Source organism: Methylocystis sp. ATCC 49242, from assembly GCF_000188155.2.
Taxonomy (GTDB): domain Bacteria; phylum Pseudomonadota; class Alphaproteobacteria; order Rhizobiales; family Beijerinckiaceae; genus Methylocystis.
Map to the genome: position 1 here is coordinate 3,020,025 of NZ_KE124774.1, position 16,029 is coordinate 3,036,053.

The following is a 16,029-nucleotide window of genomic DNA, read 5'->3' on the forward strand; positions in this document are numbered from 1 at the left end:
GGGGCGGGCCGCAAAAATCTTTCCTGTGTTTCTTCCTTCGTGACGGACGCTTCGTTTGAATTATCTGACCGCCCTTTCGACGCGCCTGCGCGCCGCCCTCGAGCCCCTGAGCCGGGCTTTCGGCGTGGCGCAGGCGCGTTTGACGAATTGGCGGTCGCACAAGCTGGACAATCTGGCGGAGGCGGAGGATCTCGGCGCCGAAAATTTAGGCGCCGATGCGCCGCCGGAAGATGCGCCGGCCTGGGCCCGAGCGAAAACCGCGCCCGAGCCCGGCGGCCCTGACGCCGCCTTCTCCCCCGGCTCCTATCTCGAAGGGCCCGGCCATGACGGGCAGGGGCTGCTCTCGGTCCATAATCTCGCAAAGTCCTACAAGGCCCGCCGGGTGGTCGAGGACGTCAGTCTGCACGTCAAGCGGGGCGAGGCGGTCGGTCTGCTGGGTCCCAATGGCGCGGGAAAGACCACTGTTTTTTATATGATCACGGGTCTCGTGAAACCCGACAGGGGCGTCATCTCGCTCGATGGCTATGATGTGACGCCGCTCCCCATGTATCGCCGCGCGCGGCTCGGCATCGGCTATCTGCCGCAGGAGGCCTCTGTCTTCCGCGGCCTCTCGGTCGAGGACAATATCCGCGCCGTCCTGGAGATCACCCAGCCCGACGAGAAAAAGCGCGAGGAAGAGCTGGAGGCGCTGCTCGACGAGTTTCGCCTTACCCGCATGCGGCATACCCCCGCGGTCGCGCTATCGGGCGGCGAGCGGCGCCGTTGTGAAATCGCGCGCGCGCTGGCGGGCCACCCGTCCTTCATGCTGCTCGACGAACCTTTCGCCGGCATCGATCCGATCGCGGTCGGCGGCATTCAGGACCTCGTGCGCCACCTCAAGGCCCGCGGCATCGGCGTGCTCATCACCGACCACAGCGTCCGCGAGACGCTGGGTCTGACGGACCGCGCCTATATCATCTACAACGGCCATGTGCTGACAGAAGGCCCGCCGGAGGAGATCGTCGCCAATCCGGACGTCCGACGCATCTATCTCGGCGAAGATTTCAAGATGTAATTGCGCGAATTGGGGGACGGTTGATTAACCCTTAGGCGTTTCGCCCCCTCCGGCGCCGAATGTTTGGCCCTGCGAAGCTGCGCCCGTCATGCTATAAGCAAGAAATGGGCCGTGCAGCGCGGCGTTGAGCGTGCGAGTGGGCGCAATGGCGATTTCGACCAAGCTGATGATGCGCCAGGGCCAGTCCCTGGTGATGACCCCCCAGCTTCTTCAGGCGATCAAGCTGCTGCAATTCTCCAATCTGGAGCTTTCCGCCTTCCTCCACGACGAACTCGAGCGCAACCCGCTGCTCGAGGCGCAGGAAGGCGATGGCGGACCCGAATCCCGCGAGTCGCAGGACGCGGACTTCGTCGCCGAAGCAACTGATGGCGAACCTCACGAAGGCGATTGGGCGCAGGACTCGCTTGCGATCGATTCGGCCACGCTTTCCGCCGATCTCGGCGCCGACGTCAGCAACGCCTTCGAGCCGGAAGGGCCGGCCGTCTCGCGCGAAGTCCCCCGCGAGGCGATGGAAGGCGCCGGTCTGTCCGCCACATCGTGGAACGGTTCCGCCGGCGGCGGCGGCGAAGACGGCGAGGCGCCCAATCTGGAGGCCTATGTCGCCGCGCGGCCGAGCCTGCACGAACACCTCGCCGAACAGCTCGCGCTGGCGCTCCCCGATCCGCGCCAGCGCATCATCGGCCAGGCGATCATCGACGGAATCGACGAGACCGGCTATCTGCGCGAAAGCCTCGCCGACATCACGGAGCGGCTCGAGGCCGATCCGGCCGAGGCGGAAGCGATCCTCGCAACGATCCAGAGTTTCGAGCCTTCCGGCGTCGGCGCCCGCGATCTCGCGGAATGTCTCGCAATCCAGCTGAAGGAGCGGGACCGTTACGACCCCGCCATGCAGATCTTCGTCGCCAATCTGCCGCTCGTCGCGAGACGCGACTTCGCCCAGCTCGCGAAGCTTTGCGGCGTCGACGCCGAAGACATAGCCGACATGGCGGCGGAGCTGCGCCGGCTCGATCCCAAGCCCGGCCGCGCCTTCGGCGACGCGCCGATCCAGCCCCTCGTCGCCGACGTCATCGTGCGCGCCGCGTCCGACGGCTCCTGGCTCGTTGAGCTGAACTCCGACGCCCTGCCGCGCGTGCTGGTCAATCACAGCTATGCGGCCAAGGTCAGCGCCGGCGCCCGCGACGGCGACAAGACCTTCATCTCCAACTGCCTTCAGAACGCCAACTGGCTGACGAAGAGCCTCGAGCAGCGCAGCCGCACCATTCTGAAGGTCGCCTCCGAAATCGTGCGGCTCCAGGACGCCTTTCTCGACAAGGGCGTCGAGCATCTGCGGCCGCTCAATCTGCGCACCATCGCCGACGCCATCGGCATGCACGAATCAACCGTCTCGCGCGTCACCTCCAACAAATACATGATGACGCCCCGCGGCATCTTCGAGCTCAAATATTTCTTCTCGGCCTCCATCGCGACGACGAGCGGCGGCGAGGCGCATTCGGCTGAATCCGTCCGGTTCCGCATCAAGCAGATGATCGATCGGGAAAGCGCCGACGACGTTCTCTCCGACGACGCCATCGTGGCGCGGCTCAAGGCGATCGACATCGACATCGCGCGGCGCACCGTCGCCAAATATCGCGACAGCCTGCGGATTCCGTCGTCTGTCGACAGGCGGCGGGCGAAAATGGCGCTGGCGCGCGAGCAGGCGGCGCTGCAGGCGCACTGACCTCGCGGCCTTGCGGGGAAATGACGCGGCGCCTGATTATGCTGCAGCGCCCATTGACTTCGGCGCCGGAGGCTTCTAACGCTTCAAAAAATTTCGTGGCGCGGCGCGGCGCCATGAGCGATTCGGGGCCGTGTCGGCGTCACGCGGGCGACCATGATTTCGAGACAGGCGGTCTCACAGGCTTGAAGAACAAAAACCGTAGCGGCGGCGCGCAGGAGCCAGAAAGACGAAAGTCTCTCTCGCTCTTCTCGGCCGTTCGCCGGAAAAGGGCGGAACAAGCATGTCCCTGAGAGTTTCAGGCAAGAACATCAATATCGGCGAAGCGCTGCGCACCCATATTACCCAGCGGCTCGAAACCGCCGCGTCGAAATATTTCGACGGCGCCATCAGTGGCCACGTCACCATCACGCCGGAAGGATCGGGCTACCGCGCCGATTGCAGCCTTCATCTGACCTCCGGCATCGTCCTTCAGGCCGACGGCAGGGCGCAGGAGCCCTACGCCACCTTCGATCAGGCGGCGGACCGCATCGAAAAGCGGCTGCGCCGCTATAAGAGCAGGCTCAAGAGCCATCACGACGGGCATGGCCAGGAGGCCGCGCCCGAGGTCGTGCCCTATCAGGTGATCGAGGCGCCGGATCAGGAGAGCGACGCGCCGGCCGAATTCAGCCCGGCGGTAATCGCGGAATCGACCAGGCGGCTGCCCCGCATGTCGGTTTCCGCGGCGGTGCTCCACCTCGACCTCACCGGCGCGCCCGTGCTCGTGTTTCGTCACGCAAATACAGGCCGCGTCAATATTGTGTATCGGCGCAGCGACGACAATATCGGGTGGATCGACACGCCCGGCGGAGAATAGGCGCGGCTGGCGCTTTCGAAAATCGCCGCCGGTCGGCCATAATAGCGGCTTCCTCGGCATGTAACTTGCGATTTGCTTCTGCCGGCGCGCGGGTCGGCAGAAGGACTGGCTTCACAAACGCTTCAACGGATAGGGCGTCGCATGCGGCTTACGGATATTCTCACGCCGGAAGCGGTCATCGCCAATTTGAAGGCGACGACGAAAAAGCAGCTGCTTCAGGAGTTGAGCGATCGGGCGGCGAAGCTTTCTGGTCTGCCCGCGCGTGAAATCTTCGACGCGCTGCTGCATCGCGAGCGGCTCGGTTCGACCGGAATCGGCGAAGGCATCGCCATTCCGCATGGCAAGCTCGCCAGGGTGAAATCGATTTTCGGGATTTTCGCGCGCCTCGATCGTCCGGTTGATTTCGCGTCGCTCGATGGCGCGCCGGTCGATCTGGTGTTTCTGCTGGTCGCGCCGGAAGCGTCGGGCGCCGATCATCTCAAGGCGCTAGCCTGCGCGGCGCGGATGCTTCGCGACCCTGGACTGGTCGCCACCATCCGCGCCACGCGGGATCATGACGCGCTCTACTCTCTGATTGCGCAGCGCTCGGCGAAGCCTCACGCCGCGTAACAATCGACGTCCGGCTTACTCGGCGGGCGTCGGTGCGCGCTTCTGTCCGCCGCCATGCGAGGCGTGTCCGCCTTTGCGGCCCGCTTCCGACGCCAGCATGTGGTCGCGCGAGAAGCTGCGTTTGGCGGGATTCACGCTCTGGCCGCCCTTGCGTCCGGCGCGCGCAGCGAGATCGGGGTTCTGCGAAAAGCTGCGCTTTTCGTCGGGAACGCTCTTTCCGCCCTTGCGCGCGATGGCGCGTTGCTTTTCGGGGTCCATCGAAGCAAAGCCGCGATTGGATTTCTTTACTACAGGTTGCGTCACTTCAGTCATTTTCGCCTCTCGAAGAATCCCCAGCTCCGATGCTGCAACATTCTCCAAAGGCCAAGTTTCTTTCAATTGCGGATAGTACGTACCTTGGCAGTACGTACTTAAGCGTGTATCGGTAAACATCGTTGAAAGGCGGAGGAAAAGACCCGTTGCGGCGCGCGGGCGGCGGCGCTGAAAAAACCTCAGGAATCCCGTGGCCGCGAGCGCTTGTCGAAAAAGAGCGCCTGGCTGATCACGGCCTTGAGGCTTTCGACGCTGAAGGGTTTGGTGACGAGAAAGGCGGGTTCCGGCGGCGCGCCGGTGAGAAAGCGCTCCGGATAGGCCGTGACGAAGATCACCGGCGTCGAGAGATCGTTGAGAATTTCATTGACCGCGTCGAGTCCCGAGCTTCCGTCGGCAAGCTGTATGTCGGCGAGGATAAGCCCAGGCTTGCCCTCCTGAATGGCGCCAACCGCCTCGCGATGCGTGCGCGCCATGCCCACGACGCGATGCCCCAATTCCTCCACAATGCTGCGGAGGTCATGAGCGATCAGCGGCTCGTCCTCGATGATCAGCACGTCGGTCGCGATCTGATCGGCGATCTCCGAGTTTGCGGCCTCGACCAGCGCCGCGGCCTCGCGTTCCGAAACCCCGAGCGTCTCGCCAACCTGCTCCAGATCGAAACCTTCGAGCGCGTTCAACAGAAAGGCGATGCGCGGGCGCAGCGAAATGGCGTCGAGATTGCGTCTTGCGCCGCCGATGTCTTCGGGCCCGGCGCAGGAGCGGTCGATGTGCGCGTTGATCGGAGCGTCGGCCCAGACATCGAGAAACAGACGATAAAGCGCGACCCGCGTATCGTCATGAGATTGTAATTTCTGGGGTTCAGCGACAAGCGCCTCGAGGGTCGCCAGCGCATAGGCGTCGCCGCCCTCGCGGTTGCCGACCAGCGCGCGAGCGAAACGGCGAAGATAAGGAATATGCGCTGAAACATCGAACGAAAGCGACATCTTATACGACTCCGGCGGCGACCGCGTGCGGGAACAGAAGCGCTGACCGAACCACTGCGGCAAAACATCACGCATTTTTTAAGGAACCAATCCTTTGGCGGGACGTTTTGCCTATCGTCCGTGCACTGCACTATATCGCGCGGCGAAATGAGTGCGCCACAGGAATCATGAAACTCAAATTCGAGGGCTCCATGGGGAAAAACAATCCGGAGAATATGGTTACGCGCGTAAAGGCTGACGAGGACCAATTCCCTGGCGACACGCGCTATTTCCCCGGACCCGGGTCCCGGACGATGGAAGCCTTCCCGAGAGGATTCAACGGGGGCTATGGCGCAGATCGTCTCGCCGCGCCGCGAGAAAAGGCGCTCGAGGCGAAAGGCCCGGCTCTCTGTTCGAACGGCGTCGCGGCCAAGGCCAAGCATGGCGTGGATTTCGGCGACGTCATCGGCAAGGAGCTCCAGAACCTCTATGACGACGTCATCGCCCAGCCGGTGCCGGATCGCTTTTTAAGTCTCTTGAACCAGCTGGAAAAGAATGTGGTATCCTCCGGGCTGTCGAAAAGCGCGCCCGGGGAGAGAGAGTGAACGCCGAGGGTCGTCGTCTCAACGGAGGAGAAAGCCCGAAGGCCGACCTCATTGCGGCTATCCCCAGCCTGCGCGCTTTCGCGGTGTCGATCTGCGGCAACTCCGACCGGGCCGATGATCTCGTCCAGGAGACGCTGGTGAAGGCTTGGGGAAGTCTTTCTTCCTTCTCCGAGGGCACCAATCTCACGGCGTGGCTCTTCACAATCCTTCGCAACATCTACTACAGCGAATATCGCAAGCGGCGACGCGAGGCGCCCGACCCGGACGGCGCGATCGCGGCGCGCCTCGTCGCGCCCGAGTCGCAGCATGCGCATATGGATTTCCTCGATTTCCGCGACGCGCCGCAGAAGCTGCCGCTCGACCAGCGCGAGGCGCTCATTCTCGTCGCGGCCTCCGGCATGTCCTATGAGGAAGCGGCAGAGATTTGCGGTTGCGCGCCCGGCACGATGAAGAGCAGGGTCAATCGCGCGCGCAATCGCCTCGCCGAGCTCATGTCGCCTCCCGCCGGTCCCGCGGGCGAGGCGCGCGAGACGCGACGACAGGAAGCGCTCACCCAAGATTGAAGCGGAATCGGAAATGCCGCATAGGGGGCGCATCATTCATGCCCTTCATGCGAGCGAAACCGATGACTGAAGACCACCGTATTGAACGCGACTCCTTTGGCGACATCGCCGTGCCGTCCTGGGCTTACTGGGGCGCGCAGACGCAGCGCTCGCGCGAGAATTTTCCCATCGGCGGCGACACCATGCCGATCGAAATCATACACGCCCTCGCCCGCATCAAGCTCGCCGCCGCGCAGGTCAATGCGAAGAAGGGCCTGCTGAAGCCGGAAATCGCGGACGCCATCTCCGCCGCCGCGCGCGAAGTGATCGAGGGCAAGCTCGACGAACATTTTCCACTCGTCGTCTGGCAGACCGGCTCCGGCACCCAGACCAATATGAACGTCAATGAGGTCATCGCCAATCGCGCCAACGAAATGCTGGGCGCGGGACGCGGCGCCAAATCGCCCGTGCATCCCAACGATCACGTCAATCTCGGCCAGTCTTCGAACGACAGTTTCCCGACCGCGATTCACATCGCCGGCGCGCTGACGATTTCGGGCCGCCTGCTGCCGGCGGTCGAGCGCCTGCATATCGCGCTGAACGCCAAGGCGCAGAAATTCGCGCATATCATCAAGATCGGCCGAACCCATCTGCAGGACGCGACGCCCGTCACGCTCGGCCAGGAATTTTCCGGCTACGCCGCACAGGCCGAATTCGCGTTGAAGCGCATCCGCTACAGCCTTGGCGATCTTCTCTTCCTCGCGCAGGGCGGCACGGCGGTCGGGACGGGCGTCAACACCTTCAAGGGATTCGGCGAAGAAGTCGCCGCTCATGTCGCACAGCAGACGGGGCTTCCTTTCCAGACCGCGCCCAACAAATTCGAGGCGCTCGCCGCTCACGACGCCATCGTCTTCGCGCATGGCGCGATCAATTCGCTGGCTTCCGGCCTCTACAAGATCGCCTGCGACATTCGCCTGCTCGGCTCCGGTCCGCGCGCGGGCTTTGCGGAGCTGAAATTGCCGGAGAACGAACCGGGCTCCTCCATCATGCCGGGCAAGGTCAACCCGACGCAGGTGGAGTCCCTGACGATGGTCTGCACGCGCGTCTTCGGCAACAATGCGACGATCACCTTCGCGGCGTCGCAAGGCCATCTCGAACTCAATGTGCTGAAGCCTGTCGTCGGTTTCGCGCTGCTCGAATCGACGATTCTTCTGGCGGACGGAATCGACAGCTTCATCACGCGCTGCGTCGACGGCATCGAGGCGGATGAAGCGAACATCAAGCGTTTCCTCGAACGTTCGCTGATGCTCGTCACCGCGCTCGCGCCGAAGATCGGCTATGACGCAGCTTCAAAAATCGCGCGCGCCGCGCATCACAATGGCACGAGCCTGAAGGAAGAGGCGCTTCTCTCCGGCAAGGTGACGGAAGCCGAGTTCGACGAAATCGTGCGGCCGGAGAAAATGCTGGAGCCCAACGATTGATTGGCGATCAGCCTTTCGGGGATTTGCGGGCGAGAAGGTCCGGCCTTCTCGCCCGCGTCAGTTTCAACGCCTCTTCATGGCGCCATTTCGCGATCTTCGCATGATCGCCGGAGAGCAGAATATCCGGTATCGCGCGCCCCTCCACTTCGCGCGGGCGCGTGTATTGCGGATATTCGAGAAGCCCGGTTTCGAAACTCTCCTCGTCGCCGGAAGCCTCCTCGCCCATCACGCCGGGAAGAAGCCGCACGCAGGCGTCGATGATCGTCAAGGCGGCGATTTCTCCACCCGATAAGATGTAGTCGCCGATCGAAACCTCTTCGAGATTTCTCGCGGCGATGATGCGCTCGTCCACGCCCTCGAAACGCGCGCAGAGAATGATCGCGCCCGGCCCTTGCGCAAGTTCGCGCACGCGCGACTGCGTGAGCGGTTTTCCGCGCGGGCTCGTGAGAAGGCGCGGACGCGGATCGCCGGCGGGCGCCGCGGCGTCGATCGCCGCCGCGAGAACGTCGGCGCGCATCACCATGCCGGGGCCGCCGCCCGCAGGCGTGTCGTCCACGGCGCGATGGCGTCCGAGCCCATGCTCGCGAATCTGTCTCGTCTCCAGTTCCCAGACGCCGCGCGTCAGCGCATCGCCGGCAAGCGAGAGGCCGAGCGGGCCGGGAAACATTTCGGGAAAGAGGGTCAGAATTGTCGCGCGCCACATGGGGGCGTTATGGCATGCGGTCGTTAGAGGCTGCTAGTCCGGCGCGTCCTCGTCGCCGATTTCCATCGGCGGCTCGATAATCACCCGCCCCTCGGCGATGCTCACCACCGGCGCGACAGCCCTGGTGAAGGGAAACATCAGCGTCTCGCCGCCGTCCGGCGGAGTCACCTCCAGAATGTCCCCCGCCCCGAAATTGCGCACGGCGACGACGCGGCCGATTTCCACGCCCTCGCGCGTTTGCGCGCGCAGGCCCACCAGATCGGCGAGATAGAATTCGTCTTCGTCGGGCGGCGGAAGTTTTTCGCGCGGCAGATAAAGCTCGACGCCGGTCAGCGCCTCGGCTCCCGTGCGGTCGCTCACCCCCTCGACGCGGGCGACGAGCATGTCCTTGCCCTGCGGGCGGACTGAAGCGAGCTTGAACGATTTCGTTCCGCTCTTGTCGGTCAAGGGACCGTAGGAGGCGATCGCCAGCGGGTCGGCTGTGTAGCTTTGCAGGCGAATTTCGCCGCGCACGCCATGCGGCGCGCCGAAACGGCCGAGCAGGACGAGGTTCTTTTCAGCGGCCATCCGATTTCCTCATCCTGAGGAGCGAGCGAAGCGCGCGTCTCGAAGGAGAAGGAAATCGACGCGCGCATTCGCCCTCGCGCTTCGAGACGCGTCCTTCGGACGCTCCTCGGCATGAGGGCGAACAGGGTGCGCCATTGGCGGCCTTACTCGGCGGCTTCCGCAGCACCGGCGGCGGCGGCCGCGCGCTCCTGGGCCTTCTTCTTAGGCTGCGCCTTTTCGGGATTATTTCGGGCCTCGCGCTTCATGACGCCGGCGGCGTCGAGGATGCGGGCGACGCGGTCGGTCGGCTGGGCGCCCTTCACGAGCCACGCCTTGGCCTTCTCGACGTCGAGCACGACGCGGTCGGCGGCGTCCTTGGCCTTCAGCGGGTCGAAGGTGCCGAGCTTCTCGATATAGCGGCCGTCGCGGGGCGAACGCGAATCGGCGACGACGACGCGATAGAAGGGGCGCTTCTTGGCGCCGCCGCGGGCGAGACGGATCTTGAGAGACATGGGTTTTCCTTCTGTAGTTTAATGGCTTACTTCTTTTTCCCGAACGGATTGAGTCCGCTCAGCATTCCTGAGCCGAGTCCCGGAAGGCCCGGCTTCTGCGACAGGAGATCGGCGGGCGGGGCGGAGGGAATTCCCTTCCCCGCGCCGGGGGCGCCGGCGCCCAGCTTCTCCTGCAATTTCTGCAGCTCCTCCTGCGAGGGCATTTCCATGCCCTTCGGGCCGAGCCCCATCATCTGCGCGGCCTTGCTCATCATTCCGCCGCGCTTGCCGGCGCCGAAGGACTTCATGAGATCGGCCATCTGGCGGTGCTGCTTGAGGAGGCGGTTGACCTCCTCGACCTTCGCGCCGGAACCCGCCGCGATGCGCTTCTTGCGCGAGGCCTTGAGGATGTCGGGGTTGCGCCGCTCCTGCGGCGTCATCGACAGGATGATGGCGCGCTGGCGCTTGATGAGGCCGTCGTCGAGATTGGCCTTGGCGAGCTGGTCCTTCATCTTGGCGACGCCCGGAAGGAGGCCCATGATTCCGCCGAGGCCGCCGATCTTCTCGACCTGCGCGAGCTGGTCGCAGAGGTCCTGAAGGTCGAACTTGCCCTTGGCCATGCGCTCGGCGGCCTTGCGGGCCTGCTCCGCGTCGATGGCCGCCGCCGCCTTCTCGACGAGGGCGACGATGTCGCCCATGCCGAGAATGCGGTTGGCGATGCGCGTCGGCGCGAATTCGTCCAGCGCGTCCATCTTCTCGCCGACGCCGATGAGCTTGATCGGCTTGCCGGTGACGTAACGCATGGAGAGCGCAGCGCCGCCGCGGCCGTCGCCGTCCATACGCGTAAGCACAATACCCGTGAGGCCGACGCGCTCGTCGAAGTTCTTGGCGAGATTGACGGCGTCCTGGCCAGTCAGGGCGTCGGCGACGAGCAGGATTTCATGCGGATTGGCGTAGGACTTGATGTCCGCCATTTCCTGCATGAGGGGCTCGTCGATATGCGTGCGTCCTGCCGTGTCGAGCAGCACCACGTCGTAGCCTTCGAGGCGCGCGGCCTCCATGGCGCGACGGGCGATCTGCAGCGGCGTCTGGCCGGGAACGATGGGGAGCGTGTCCACCTCCACCTGCCGGCCGAGGACGGCGAGCTGCTCCTGGGCGGCGGGGCGCTTCACGTCGAGAGAGGCCATGAGCGAGCGCTTGCCGTGGCGCTCCTTCAGCCGCTTGGCGATCTTCGCCGTCGTCGTGGTTTTGCCGGCGCCCTGGAGGCCGACCATCATGATGGCGATGGGGGGCTTGGCCGCGAGGTCGATCGGCTCGGCGGTTTCGCCCAGCGTCTCGATCAGAACGTCATTGACGATCTTGACGACCATCTGGCCCGGCGAGACCGACTTGATGACGCCCGCGCCGACGGCGCGGTCGCGCACCTTGTCGGCGAAGGAGCGCACCACGTCGAGCGCGACGTCGGCCTCAAGAAGCGCCCGGCGGATTTCGCGCAGGGCCTCGTTGACGTCGGCCTCGGTCAGAGAGCCGCGTCGCGTCAGCCTGTCGAATACGCTGGAGAGCTTGTCGGAAAGGCTCTCGAACATCAGGTTTCTCCCGCGGCGCGCGTCGCTCTCGCAACGGCCCGCTCCAAAGCAAAACGCGCCCGGGGGCGCATCGCGCTGCCGGGCGTTGGCCTGCCGCCTCTCGGGCGGCTCGGCTGGTGAGCAGGTCTCTCTTTCGAGATTTGACGGAGTTTTTATGCGCGCGACGTTCCCAAGTCAATTGCGCGACATGGTAACCGCGTTTTCGCCTTGCTGTAGCGTAGCCGCAAATTCCGGCCTATGCGTCGAACGTCTCGCCCGTCCGCGCTGGAGTCCCGCCTTTGGCAGCGTCGCTTTCAACTGTGGCAATCGCCCGCCGCGCTCTCGCCGGCCCGGCGGTCGCGCTCGGCCTTCGCGGCTCCGGGGCGCTCCTCAATATCGCGACCTTCACGCTCGCGGCCCGGGTCATGGCCCCCGACGAGTTCGGCCGCCTCGCCATGTGGTTTTCCGCGCTGTCCTTCCTCGCCGTCGCGGCGGTCAATGGACAGGACACGTTCATCGCCCGCTCATGGGGCGAATATTGCGGGCGCGGCGATCCGGCGACGGCCATCGCGGCCTGGCGATCCGGATGGCGGATGACGCTCGTCGGCGCGGCTGTCGCGGCCGCGGCGCTTCTCGGTCTCGGCGGCTCCCTGACCGGCCTGCCGGACGGGACGCTGCGCGCCGCCGCGGCCTTCCTCTTCATGCAGACCGCCCTGCATTATTCCTCCGGTTCGAGCCGCGTGATCGCCGGTTTCCTCGTCTCGGAAAGCAACCGCGAGGCGACCTGGCGCGTGATCCTCATCCTCGCCCTGGGGGCCTGCGCCCTCGCCGGCGGCGTGACAGCGGCGGGCTTCTTCTGGCTTGCGGCCGCGGGCATGGCGCCGGCGATTCTCTTGCAGCTGATCGCCGTGCGGCGCGCCCTGCCGGCTGCGTCGTCCAATCGCGCCGTGGCGGAAGAACGGGGTCTCTGGCGCGCCCGCGCGGGCGCCATGTGGGCCTCGGCGGTGATCGAGGCGGCGGGGCAGCACGCCGACGTCATGTTGATCGGCTTCGTCGCCTCGCCCGTTGTCGCGGGCGATTATTTCGTCGCCGCGCGCATTGCGAATATCTTCCTGATGCTCGTGAGCGGGCTCGGCGCCTATGTCGCCGCGCATGGGGCCAATCTCTATTTCTCCGGCCGCGTCGCGGAGCTCCAGAATATGTTCCGCGCCGTCGTGGCGGCGGCCGTCGCGCTGGCGGCGCCGGCTTATCTCATGATCCTTCTGTTCGGCGACGCCATATTGTCGCTCTTCGGCGAAAGATTCGCGGCGATCTACCCCACGCTCGTCGTCCTGGCCTCCGCCGCCTTCGTCGTCGCCATGTGCGGGCTCGCGCCGGGCGTTCTGCTGCTGACCGGCCTCGAGGCGGTTTACTCCCGCATCGTCGCCGCGGCGACGGCGGCGCGAATCGCGCTCTCCGCCATGCTTGCGATTGCTTTCGGGGCGACCGGCGCGGCCTGCGGCTGGGCGTTCGTCGCCGCGCCCGTGGCGGTCGCGCTCGTCGTCCTCTGCCGACGGCGGCGGGGCGTCGATCCGTCCGTCTATTGCCTGATCTCGCCGCCGGGTCCGTTGGCGGGCGAAATGCGCGAATCGTCGCTGTCCCGCGCCAGCGCCAATTAAGGTAAATATCTAAATTCATTGAAAATTATTGAATTGATGCCGTCTTCTGGCTACGACTTGACCTCGACTTCAAGGAGGGCTGGATGGCGGGTTTGGGGGGCTTGCGCGGAGATCTCGGGTGCCGCCAGATCGGGGAGGCCGACCTCGGCCCTGTCATCGCCTGCCTTCGGCGTGGGTTTCCGGGTCGTTCCCGCGCCTATTGGGAGGCCGGAATTGCCCGCCTCTCGCGACGCGAGCCGGTCGAGGGATGCCCGAAATACGGCTATCTGCTCGAGAGCGCCGGACAGACCGTCGGCGTCATTCTGATGATCTTTTCCCGCTACGGCGAGGGCGCCAGCGCTGAAATCCGCTGCAATCTGTCGAGCTGGTGCGTCGATCCCGAATATCGCAGCTATGGCGCCCGGCTCGTTTTCGCGGCCGTGCGCCATCGGGGCGTCACTTTCACCAACGTCTCGCCGATGGAGCCCACCTGGGCCGTCGCCTCGGGCTTCGGGTTCCAGCGCTTCTGCGAGGGGCAGTTCGCCTTTCTGCCCGCGCTCAACCGCCCCGCGAGAGGCGACAGGACGCTTCCCTACTCGCCGGATTTGCCCGAGGCGCGGGCCCTGAGCGAGGAGGAGCGGCGCATATTGGACGAGCACGCCGCCATGGGCTGCCTCTCGCTGATCTGCGTGAGCGGCGGGAAGGTCGCCCCTCTCGTCCTGCAGCGCAAGCTCTTGCTGAAGGGCCTCGCGCCCGCCCGGCAGATCGTCTATTGCCGGGACATCGCCGATCTCCCGCGCATTGCCGGGACGCTGGGGCGGTTTCTTCTGGCGCGCGGCGGCCTTCTCTGCGTCGTGGACGCCAATGGGGGGATCGAGGGGCTTTCCGGCCGTTTCTTCCACAATCGCGGACCGAAATATTTCCGGGGGCCGAGACCGCCGAAGCTCGGCGACCTGTCCTATTCGGAAATCGTTCTTTTCGGCGCCTGACCCCGCGCGTTTTGCGCAATAATGCGACTCGTTTCCCCAGGCCGCGACCCAGTGAGACCAACGCTCGCATCCTTTGTCGATTCGCTCGAAGGCGAGGCGCCGCCGCCGCTGACCGCGCCGTTGCGGGCGCTGTGGCTCGACGCGAAGGGCGACTGGGACGGCGCGCACAAATGCGTCGACGAACTTTCCGACCCCGACGCCATGTGGGTCCACGCCTATCTGCATCGCAAGGAAGGCGACCAATGGAACGCCGGTTACTGGTATCGGCGCGCCGGGCGGCCGCCGCATCGCGGCCCGCTCGATGAAGAGTGGCGGGAGCTCGTGACGGCGCTGGTCGGAAAAGACGCGGGGTGAGCGCGCCGGACCTGTCCGACGCGCGGGATTTGCTGCGCAGCAATTTCGGCTTTTCCGACTTTCTGCCGGGGCAGGCGGAGGTGATCGAGGCGGTGCTGGCGGGCCGCGACGCCCTCGCCGTCATGCCGACGGGCTCGGGGAAATCGCTCCTCTATCAATTGCCCGCCGTGGCGGGTCCCGGCCTCGTCGTCGTCGCCTCGCCGCTCATCGCGCTGATGCGCGACCAGCTCCGGGGGCTTGCCGACAAGGGCGTTCCCGCCGTGGCGCTGCACTCGGCGCAGGACGACCCGGAGGCGATGGCCGCGATTCATGCCGTCTCCAGCGGCCGCGCCCGCCTGCTCTACGCCGCGCCCGAACGGCTGGCGCAGGAGGGAATGCAGGATTTGCTGCGCAAAAAACAGATCAAACTTTTCGCGGTGGACGAGGCGCATTGCGTCTCGCACTGGGGTCACGAGTTCCGCCCCGACTATCGGGCGCTCGGCGACATTGCGCGAAAACTCGGCGCGCCGGTGCTGGCGGTCACCGCCACCGCCGGCCCCCGCACCCGAGCCGACATCTCGCGGATTTTGTTTTCCCGCCCGCCGGACGTTTTCGTCCGCTCCTTCGCGCGGCCCAATCTGTCGCTTGGATTTGCGCGCAAGCGCCCCGGCCTGCGGCAGATCGTCGATTTCGCGGGAGGCGCGCGCGAGAGCGGGATCGTCTATTGCAACTCCCGCCGCATGGCGGACGCGCTGGCGGTCGATCTCGCGCGCCTCGGCCTCGACGCGCTGCCCTATCACGCCGGCCTCGACGCTTTTACGCGCTCCGCCCACCAGGACGCCTTCTTTGGCCGCAAGGGCGTCGTGATGGTGGCGACCATCGCCTTCGGCATGGGCGTCGACAAGCCCGACGTGCGCTTCATCGTCCACGCCGATCTGCCGGCCTCGATCGAGGGCTATTATCAGGAGATTGGCCGCGCGGGGCGCGACGGGGCGCCAGCGCGGGCGCTGGGCCTGTTCACGCCGCGCGAACTCGTCCTGCGCTGGGGCGTCCCGACGGCGGCGCAGGCCGATGAGGCGGCCGCCGGCGATTACGCCCGCCGCAAGGCCATGGCGCGGCTCGCCGTCGCCCATGGCTGCCGCTTCCAGACCCTGCTCGCGGAATTCGGCGAGGAGAGCGCCCCCTGCGGCAGATGCGACCATTGCCGCGGCGGCCCGCTCGCCTGGCCGCGCCGGGCCGGCGCGCTGGCGCTCGGCTGGCGCGTGGCGGCGGAGAGCCGACTGGCGAATTTCGCAGTCGACGCCGCAGAGCCTGCGGGAGCGGACCCGCCTGCTGCGCAGCCCCCGGTCGCGGGGCCGATCCCGGATCGGGAGGCGCCGCTGAGGGTGGCCGATGAGCGGCTGCTGCGCGCGTTGCAGGCCGAGCGGCTCGCGATCGCGCGTCGGCGCGGCCTGCCGCCGCGACAGGTGGCGAGCGATGCGGCGCTCCGTTCGCTTGCGACCCGGCGGCCGCTGCGGATCGACGATCCCGTTTTCAGGGATCTGGAAGAACCGGGCGCCTTCCTTTCCGCCATTGGCCGGTTTGTTGGCGAGGAGTGACGTTTCACCCTGCGCTGCAATGCGGTATTGAG

At 65.8% G+C, this 16,029-nt stretch carries 17 protein-coding genes; 11 read left to right on the plus strand and 6 right to left on the minus strand.

The window, feature by feature from the left end:
• Window positions 1–55 precede the first annotated feature (55 nt).
• The 4 genes from lptB to ptsN all read left to right on the plus strand — a co-directional run bounded on the left by lptB (window position 56) and on the right by ptsN (window position 4,233).
• A complete protein-coding gene (lptB, locus tag MET49242_RS16755; RefSeq protein WP_036284569.1) occupies window positions 56–1,054 on the plus strand; it encodes an LPS export ABC transporter ATP-binding protein in 999 nt (332 codons plus the stop codon).
• A gap of 145 nt (window positions 1,055–1,199) precedes the next feature.
• Entirely contained in the window at window positions 1,200–2,771 is a 1,572-nt protein-coding gene (gene rpoN / locus MET49242_RS16760) for an RNA polymerase factor sigma-54 (RefSeq protein ID WP_036284572.1), read from the plus strand.
• Between the two features lie 280 nt (window positions 2,772–3,051).
• A complete protein-coding gene (gene hpf, locus MET49242_RS16770; protein WP_036284578.1) occupies window positions 3,052–3,624 on the plus strand; it encodes a ribosome hibernation-promoting factor, HPF/YfiA family in 573 nt (190 codons plus the stop codon).
• Between the two features lie 141 nt (window positions 3,625–3,765).
• Complete coding sequence (ptsN, locus tag MET49242_RS16775; protein ID WP_036284582.1) at window positions 3,766–4,233, plus strand: PTS IIA-like nitrogen regulatory protein PtsN; 468 nt, start codon at window positions 3,766–3,768, stop codon at window positions 4,231–4,233.
• Window positions 4,234–4,248: 15 nt separating this feature from the next.
• Here ptsN and MET49242_RS16780 read toward each other — a convergent pair whose 3' ends face one another.
• Together MET49242_RS16780 and MET49242_RS16785 are read right to left on the minus strand one after the other, a co-directional pair.
• Window positions 4,249–4,545: a general stress protein gene (locus MET49242_RS16780; RefSeq protein ID WP_227966587.1), complete on the minus strand. Its 297-nt coding sequence runs from the start codon at window positions 4,543–4,545 to the stop codon at window positions 4,249–4,251.
• A 179-nt stretch (window positions 4,546–4,724) separates the two neighbouring features.
• Window positions 4,725–5,528 (minus strand): response regulator, encoded by an 804-nt coding sequence (locus MET49242_RS16785; RefSeq protein WP_036284588.1) that lies wholly within the window; start codon window positions 5,526–5,528, stop codon window positions 4,725–4,727.
• A 167-nt stretch (window positions 5,529–5,695) separates the two neighbouring features.
• Here MET49242_RS16785 and MET49242_RS16790 point away from each other — a divergent pair, with 167 nt between their 5' ends.
• The 3 genes from MET49242_RS16790 (at window position 5,696) to fumC (ending at window position 8,135) form a co-directional block, all read left to right on the plus strand.
• Window positions 5,696–6,112 carry a NepR family anti-sigma factor gene (locus tag MET49242_RS16790; protein ID WP_036284591.1) on the plus strand — a complete coding sequence of 139 codons (417 nt, stop codon included), beginning with the start codon at window positions 5,696–5,698 and terminating at the stop codon, window positions 6,110–6,112.
• Window positions 6,109–6,675, plus strand: coding sequence for a sigma-70 family RNA polymerase sigma factor (locus MET49242_RS16795; protein ID WP_051134269.1), 567 nt, complete (start codon window positions 6,109–6,111; stop codon window positions 6,673–6,675). The genes MET49242_RS16790 and MET49242_RS16795 overlap by 4 nt, the downstream gene beginning before the upstream one ends.
• A 62-nt stretch (window positions 6,676–6,737) precedes the next feature.
• Window positions 6,738–8,135, plus strand: coding sequence for a class II fumarate hydratase (gene fumC, locus MET49242_RS16800; RefSeq protein ID WP_036288480.1), 1,398 nt, complete (start codon window positions 6,738–6,740; stop codon window positions 8,133–8,135).
• 7 nt (window positions 8,136–8,142) lie between these two features.
• On the opposite strand, the gene trmD is transcribed toward fumC, so the two are convergent.
• From trmD to ffh, 4 genes are all read right to left on the minus strand, one after another.
• Complete coding sequence (gene trmD / locus MET49242_RS16805) at window positions 8,143–8,838, minus strand: tRNA (guanosine(37)-N1)-methyltransferase TrmD (RefSeq protein ID WP_036284594.1); 696 nt, start codon at window positions 8,836–8,838, stop codon at window positions 8,143–8,145.
• A gap of 33 nt (window positions 8,839–8,871) precedes the next feature.
• The gene (rimM, locus tag MET49242_RS16810; protein WP_036284597.1) at window positions 8,872–9,405 is read right to left on the minus strand and encodes a ribosome maturation factor RimM; all 534 of its coding nucleotides are present in this window, start codon (window positions 9,403–9,405) and stop codon (window positions 8,872–8,874) included.
• Window positions 9,406–9,548: 143 nt separating this feature from the next.
• A complete protein-coding gene (gene rpsP, locus MET49242_RS16815) occupies window positions 9,549–9,896 on the minus strand; it encodes a 30S ribosomal protein S16 (protein ID WP_036284600.1) in 348 nt (115 codons plus the stop codon).
• 26 nt (window positions 9,897–9,922) lie between these two features.
• On the minus strand, window positions 9,923–11,461 hold the full coding sequence (ffh, locus tag MET49242_RS16820; protein ID WP_036284603.1) for a signal recognition particle protein: 1,539 nt from the start codon (window positions 11,459–11,461) through the stop codon (window positions 9,923–9,925).
• 278 nt (window positions 11,462–11,739) lie between these two features.
• Here ffh and MET49242_RS16825 point away from each other — a divergent pair, with 278 nt between their 5' ends.
• The 4 genes from MET49242_RS16825 to MET49242_RS16840 all read left to right on the plus strand — a co-directional run bounded on the left by MET49242_RS16825 (window position 11,740) and on the right by MET49242_RS16840 (window position 15,997).
• Window positions 11,740–13,098: a lipopolysaccharide biosynthesis protein gene (locus tag MET49242_RS16825; protein WP_144259670.1), complete on the plus strand. Its 1,359-nt coding sequence runs from the start codon at window positions 11,740–11,742 to the stop codon at window positions 13,096–13,098.
• A gap of 83 nt (window positions 13,099–13,181) precedes the next feature.
• The gene (locus MET49242_RS16830) at window positions 13,182–14,066 is read left to right on the plus strand and encodes a hypothetical protein (protein WP_036284608.1); all 885 of its coding nucleotides are present in this window, start codon (window positions 13,182–13,184) and stop codon (window positions 14,064–14,066) included.
• A 51-nt stretch (window positions 14,067–14,117) separates the two neighbouring features.
• The gene (locus MET49242_RS16835; protein WP_036284610.1) at window positions 14,118–14,420 is read left to right on the plus strand and encodes a hypothetical protein; all 303 of its coding nucleotides are present in this window, start codon (window positions 14,118–14,120) and stop codon (window positions 14,418–14,420) included.
• Window positions 14,417–15,997, plus strand: coding sequence for a RecQ family ATP-dependent DNA helicase (locus MET49242_RS16840; RefSeq protein WP_244430842.1), 1,581 nt, complete (start codon window positions 14,417–14,419; stop codon window positions 15,995–15,997). The genes MET49242_RS16835 and MET49242_RS16840 overlap by 4 nt, the downstream gene beginning before the upstream one ends.
• Window positions 15,998–16,029 lie beyond the last annotated feature (32 nt).

Bases quoted from the DNA above. Each gene is read 5' to 3' on its own strand.
- rpoN (WP_036284572.1), top strand. From the start codon at position 1,200: ATGGCGATTTCGACCAAGCTGATGATGCGCCAGGGCCAGTCCCTGGTG.
- hpf (WP_036284578.1), top strand. From the start codon at position 3,052: ATGTCCCTGAGAGTTTCAGGCAAGAACATCAATATCGGCGAAGCGCTG.
- ptsN (WP_036284582.1), top strand. From the start codon at position 3,766: ATGCGGCTTACGGATATTCTCACGCCGGAAGCGGTCATCGCCAATTTG.
- MET49242_RS16780 (WP_227966587.1), bottom strand. From the start codon at position 4,545: ATGACTGAAGTGACGCAACCTGTAGTAAAGAAATCCAATCGCGGCTTT.
- MET49242_RS16785 (WP_036284588.1), bottom strand. From the start codon at position 5,528: ATGTCGCTTTCGTTCGATGTTTCAGCGCATATTCCTTATCTTCGCCGT.
- MET49242_RS16790 (WP_036284591.1), top strand. From the start codon at position 5,696: ATGAAACTCAAATTCGAGGGCTCCATGGGGAAAAACAATCCGGAGAAT.
- fumC (WP_036288480.1), top strand. From the start codon at position 6,738: ATGACTGAAGACCACCGTATTGAACGCGACTCCTTTGGCGACATCGCC.
- trmD (WP_036284594.1), bottom strand. From the start codon at position 8,838: ATGTGGCGCGCGACAATTCTGACCCTCTTTCCCGAAATGTTTCCCGGC.
- rimM (WP_036284597.1), bottom strand. From the start codon at position 9,405: ATGGCCGCTGAAAAGAACCTCGTCCTGCTCGGCCGTTTCGGCGCGCCG.
- rpsP (WP_036284600.1), bottom strand. From the start codon at position 9,896: ATGTCTCTCAAGATCCGTCTCGCCCGCGGCGGCGCCAAGAAGCGCCCC.
- ffh (WP_036284603.1), bottom strand. From the start codon at position 11,461: ATGTTCGAGAGCCTTTCCGACAAGCTCTCCAGCGTATTCGACAGGCTG.
- MET49242_RS16830 (WP_036284608.1), top strand. From the start codon at position 13,182: ATGGCGGGTTTGGGGGGCTTGCGCGGAGATCTCGGGTGCCGCCAGATC.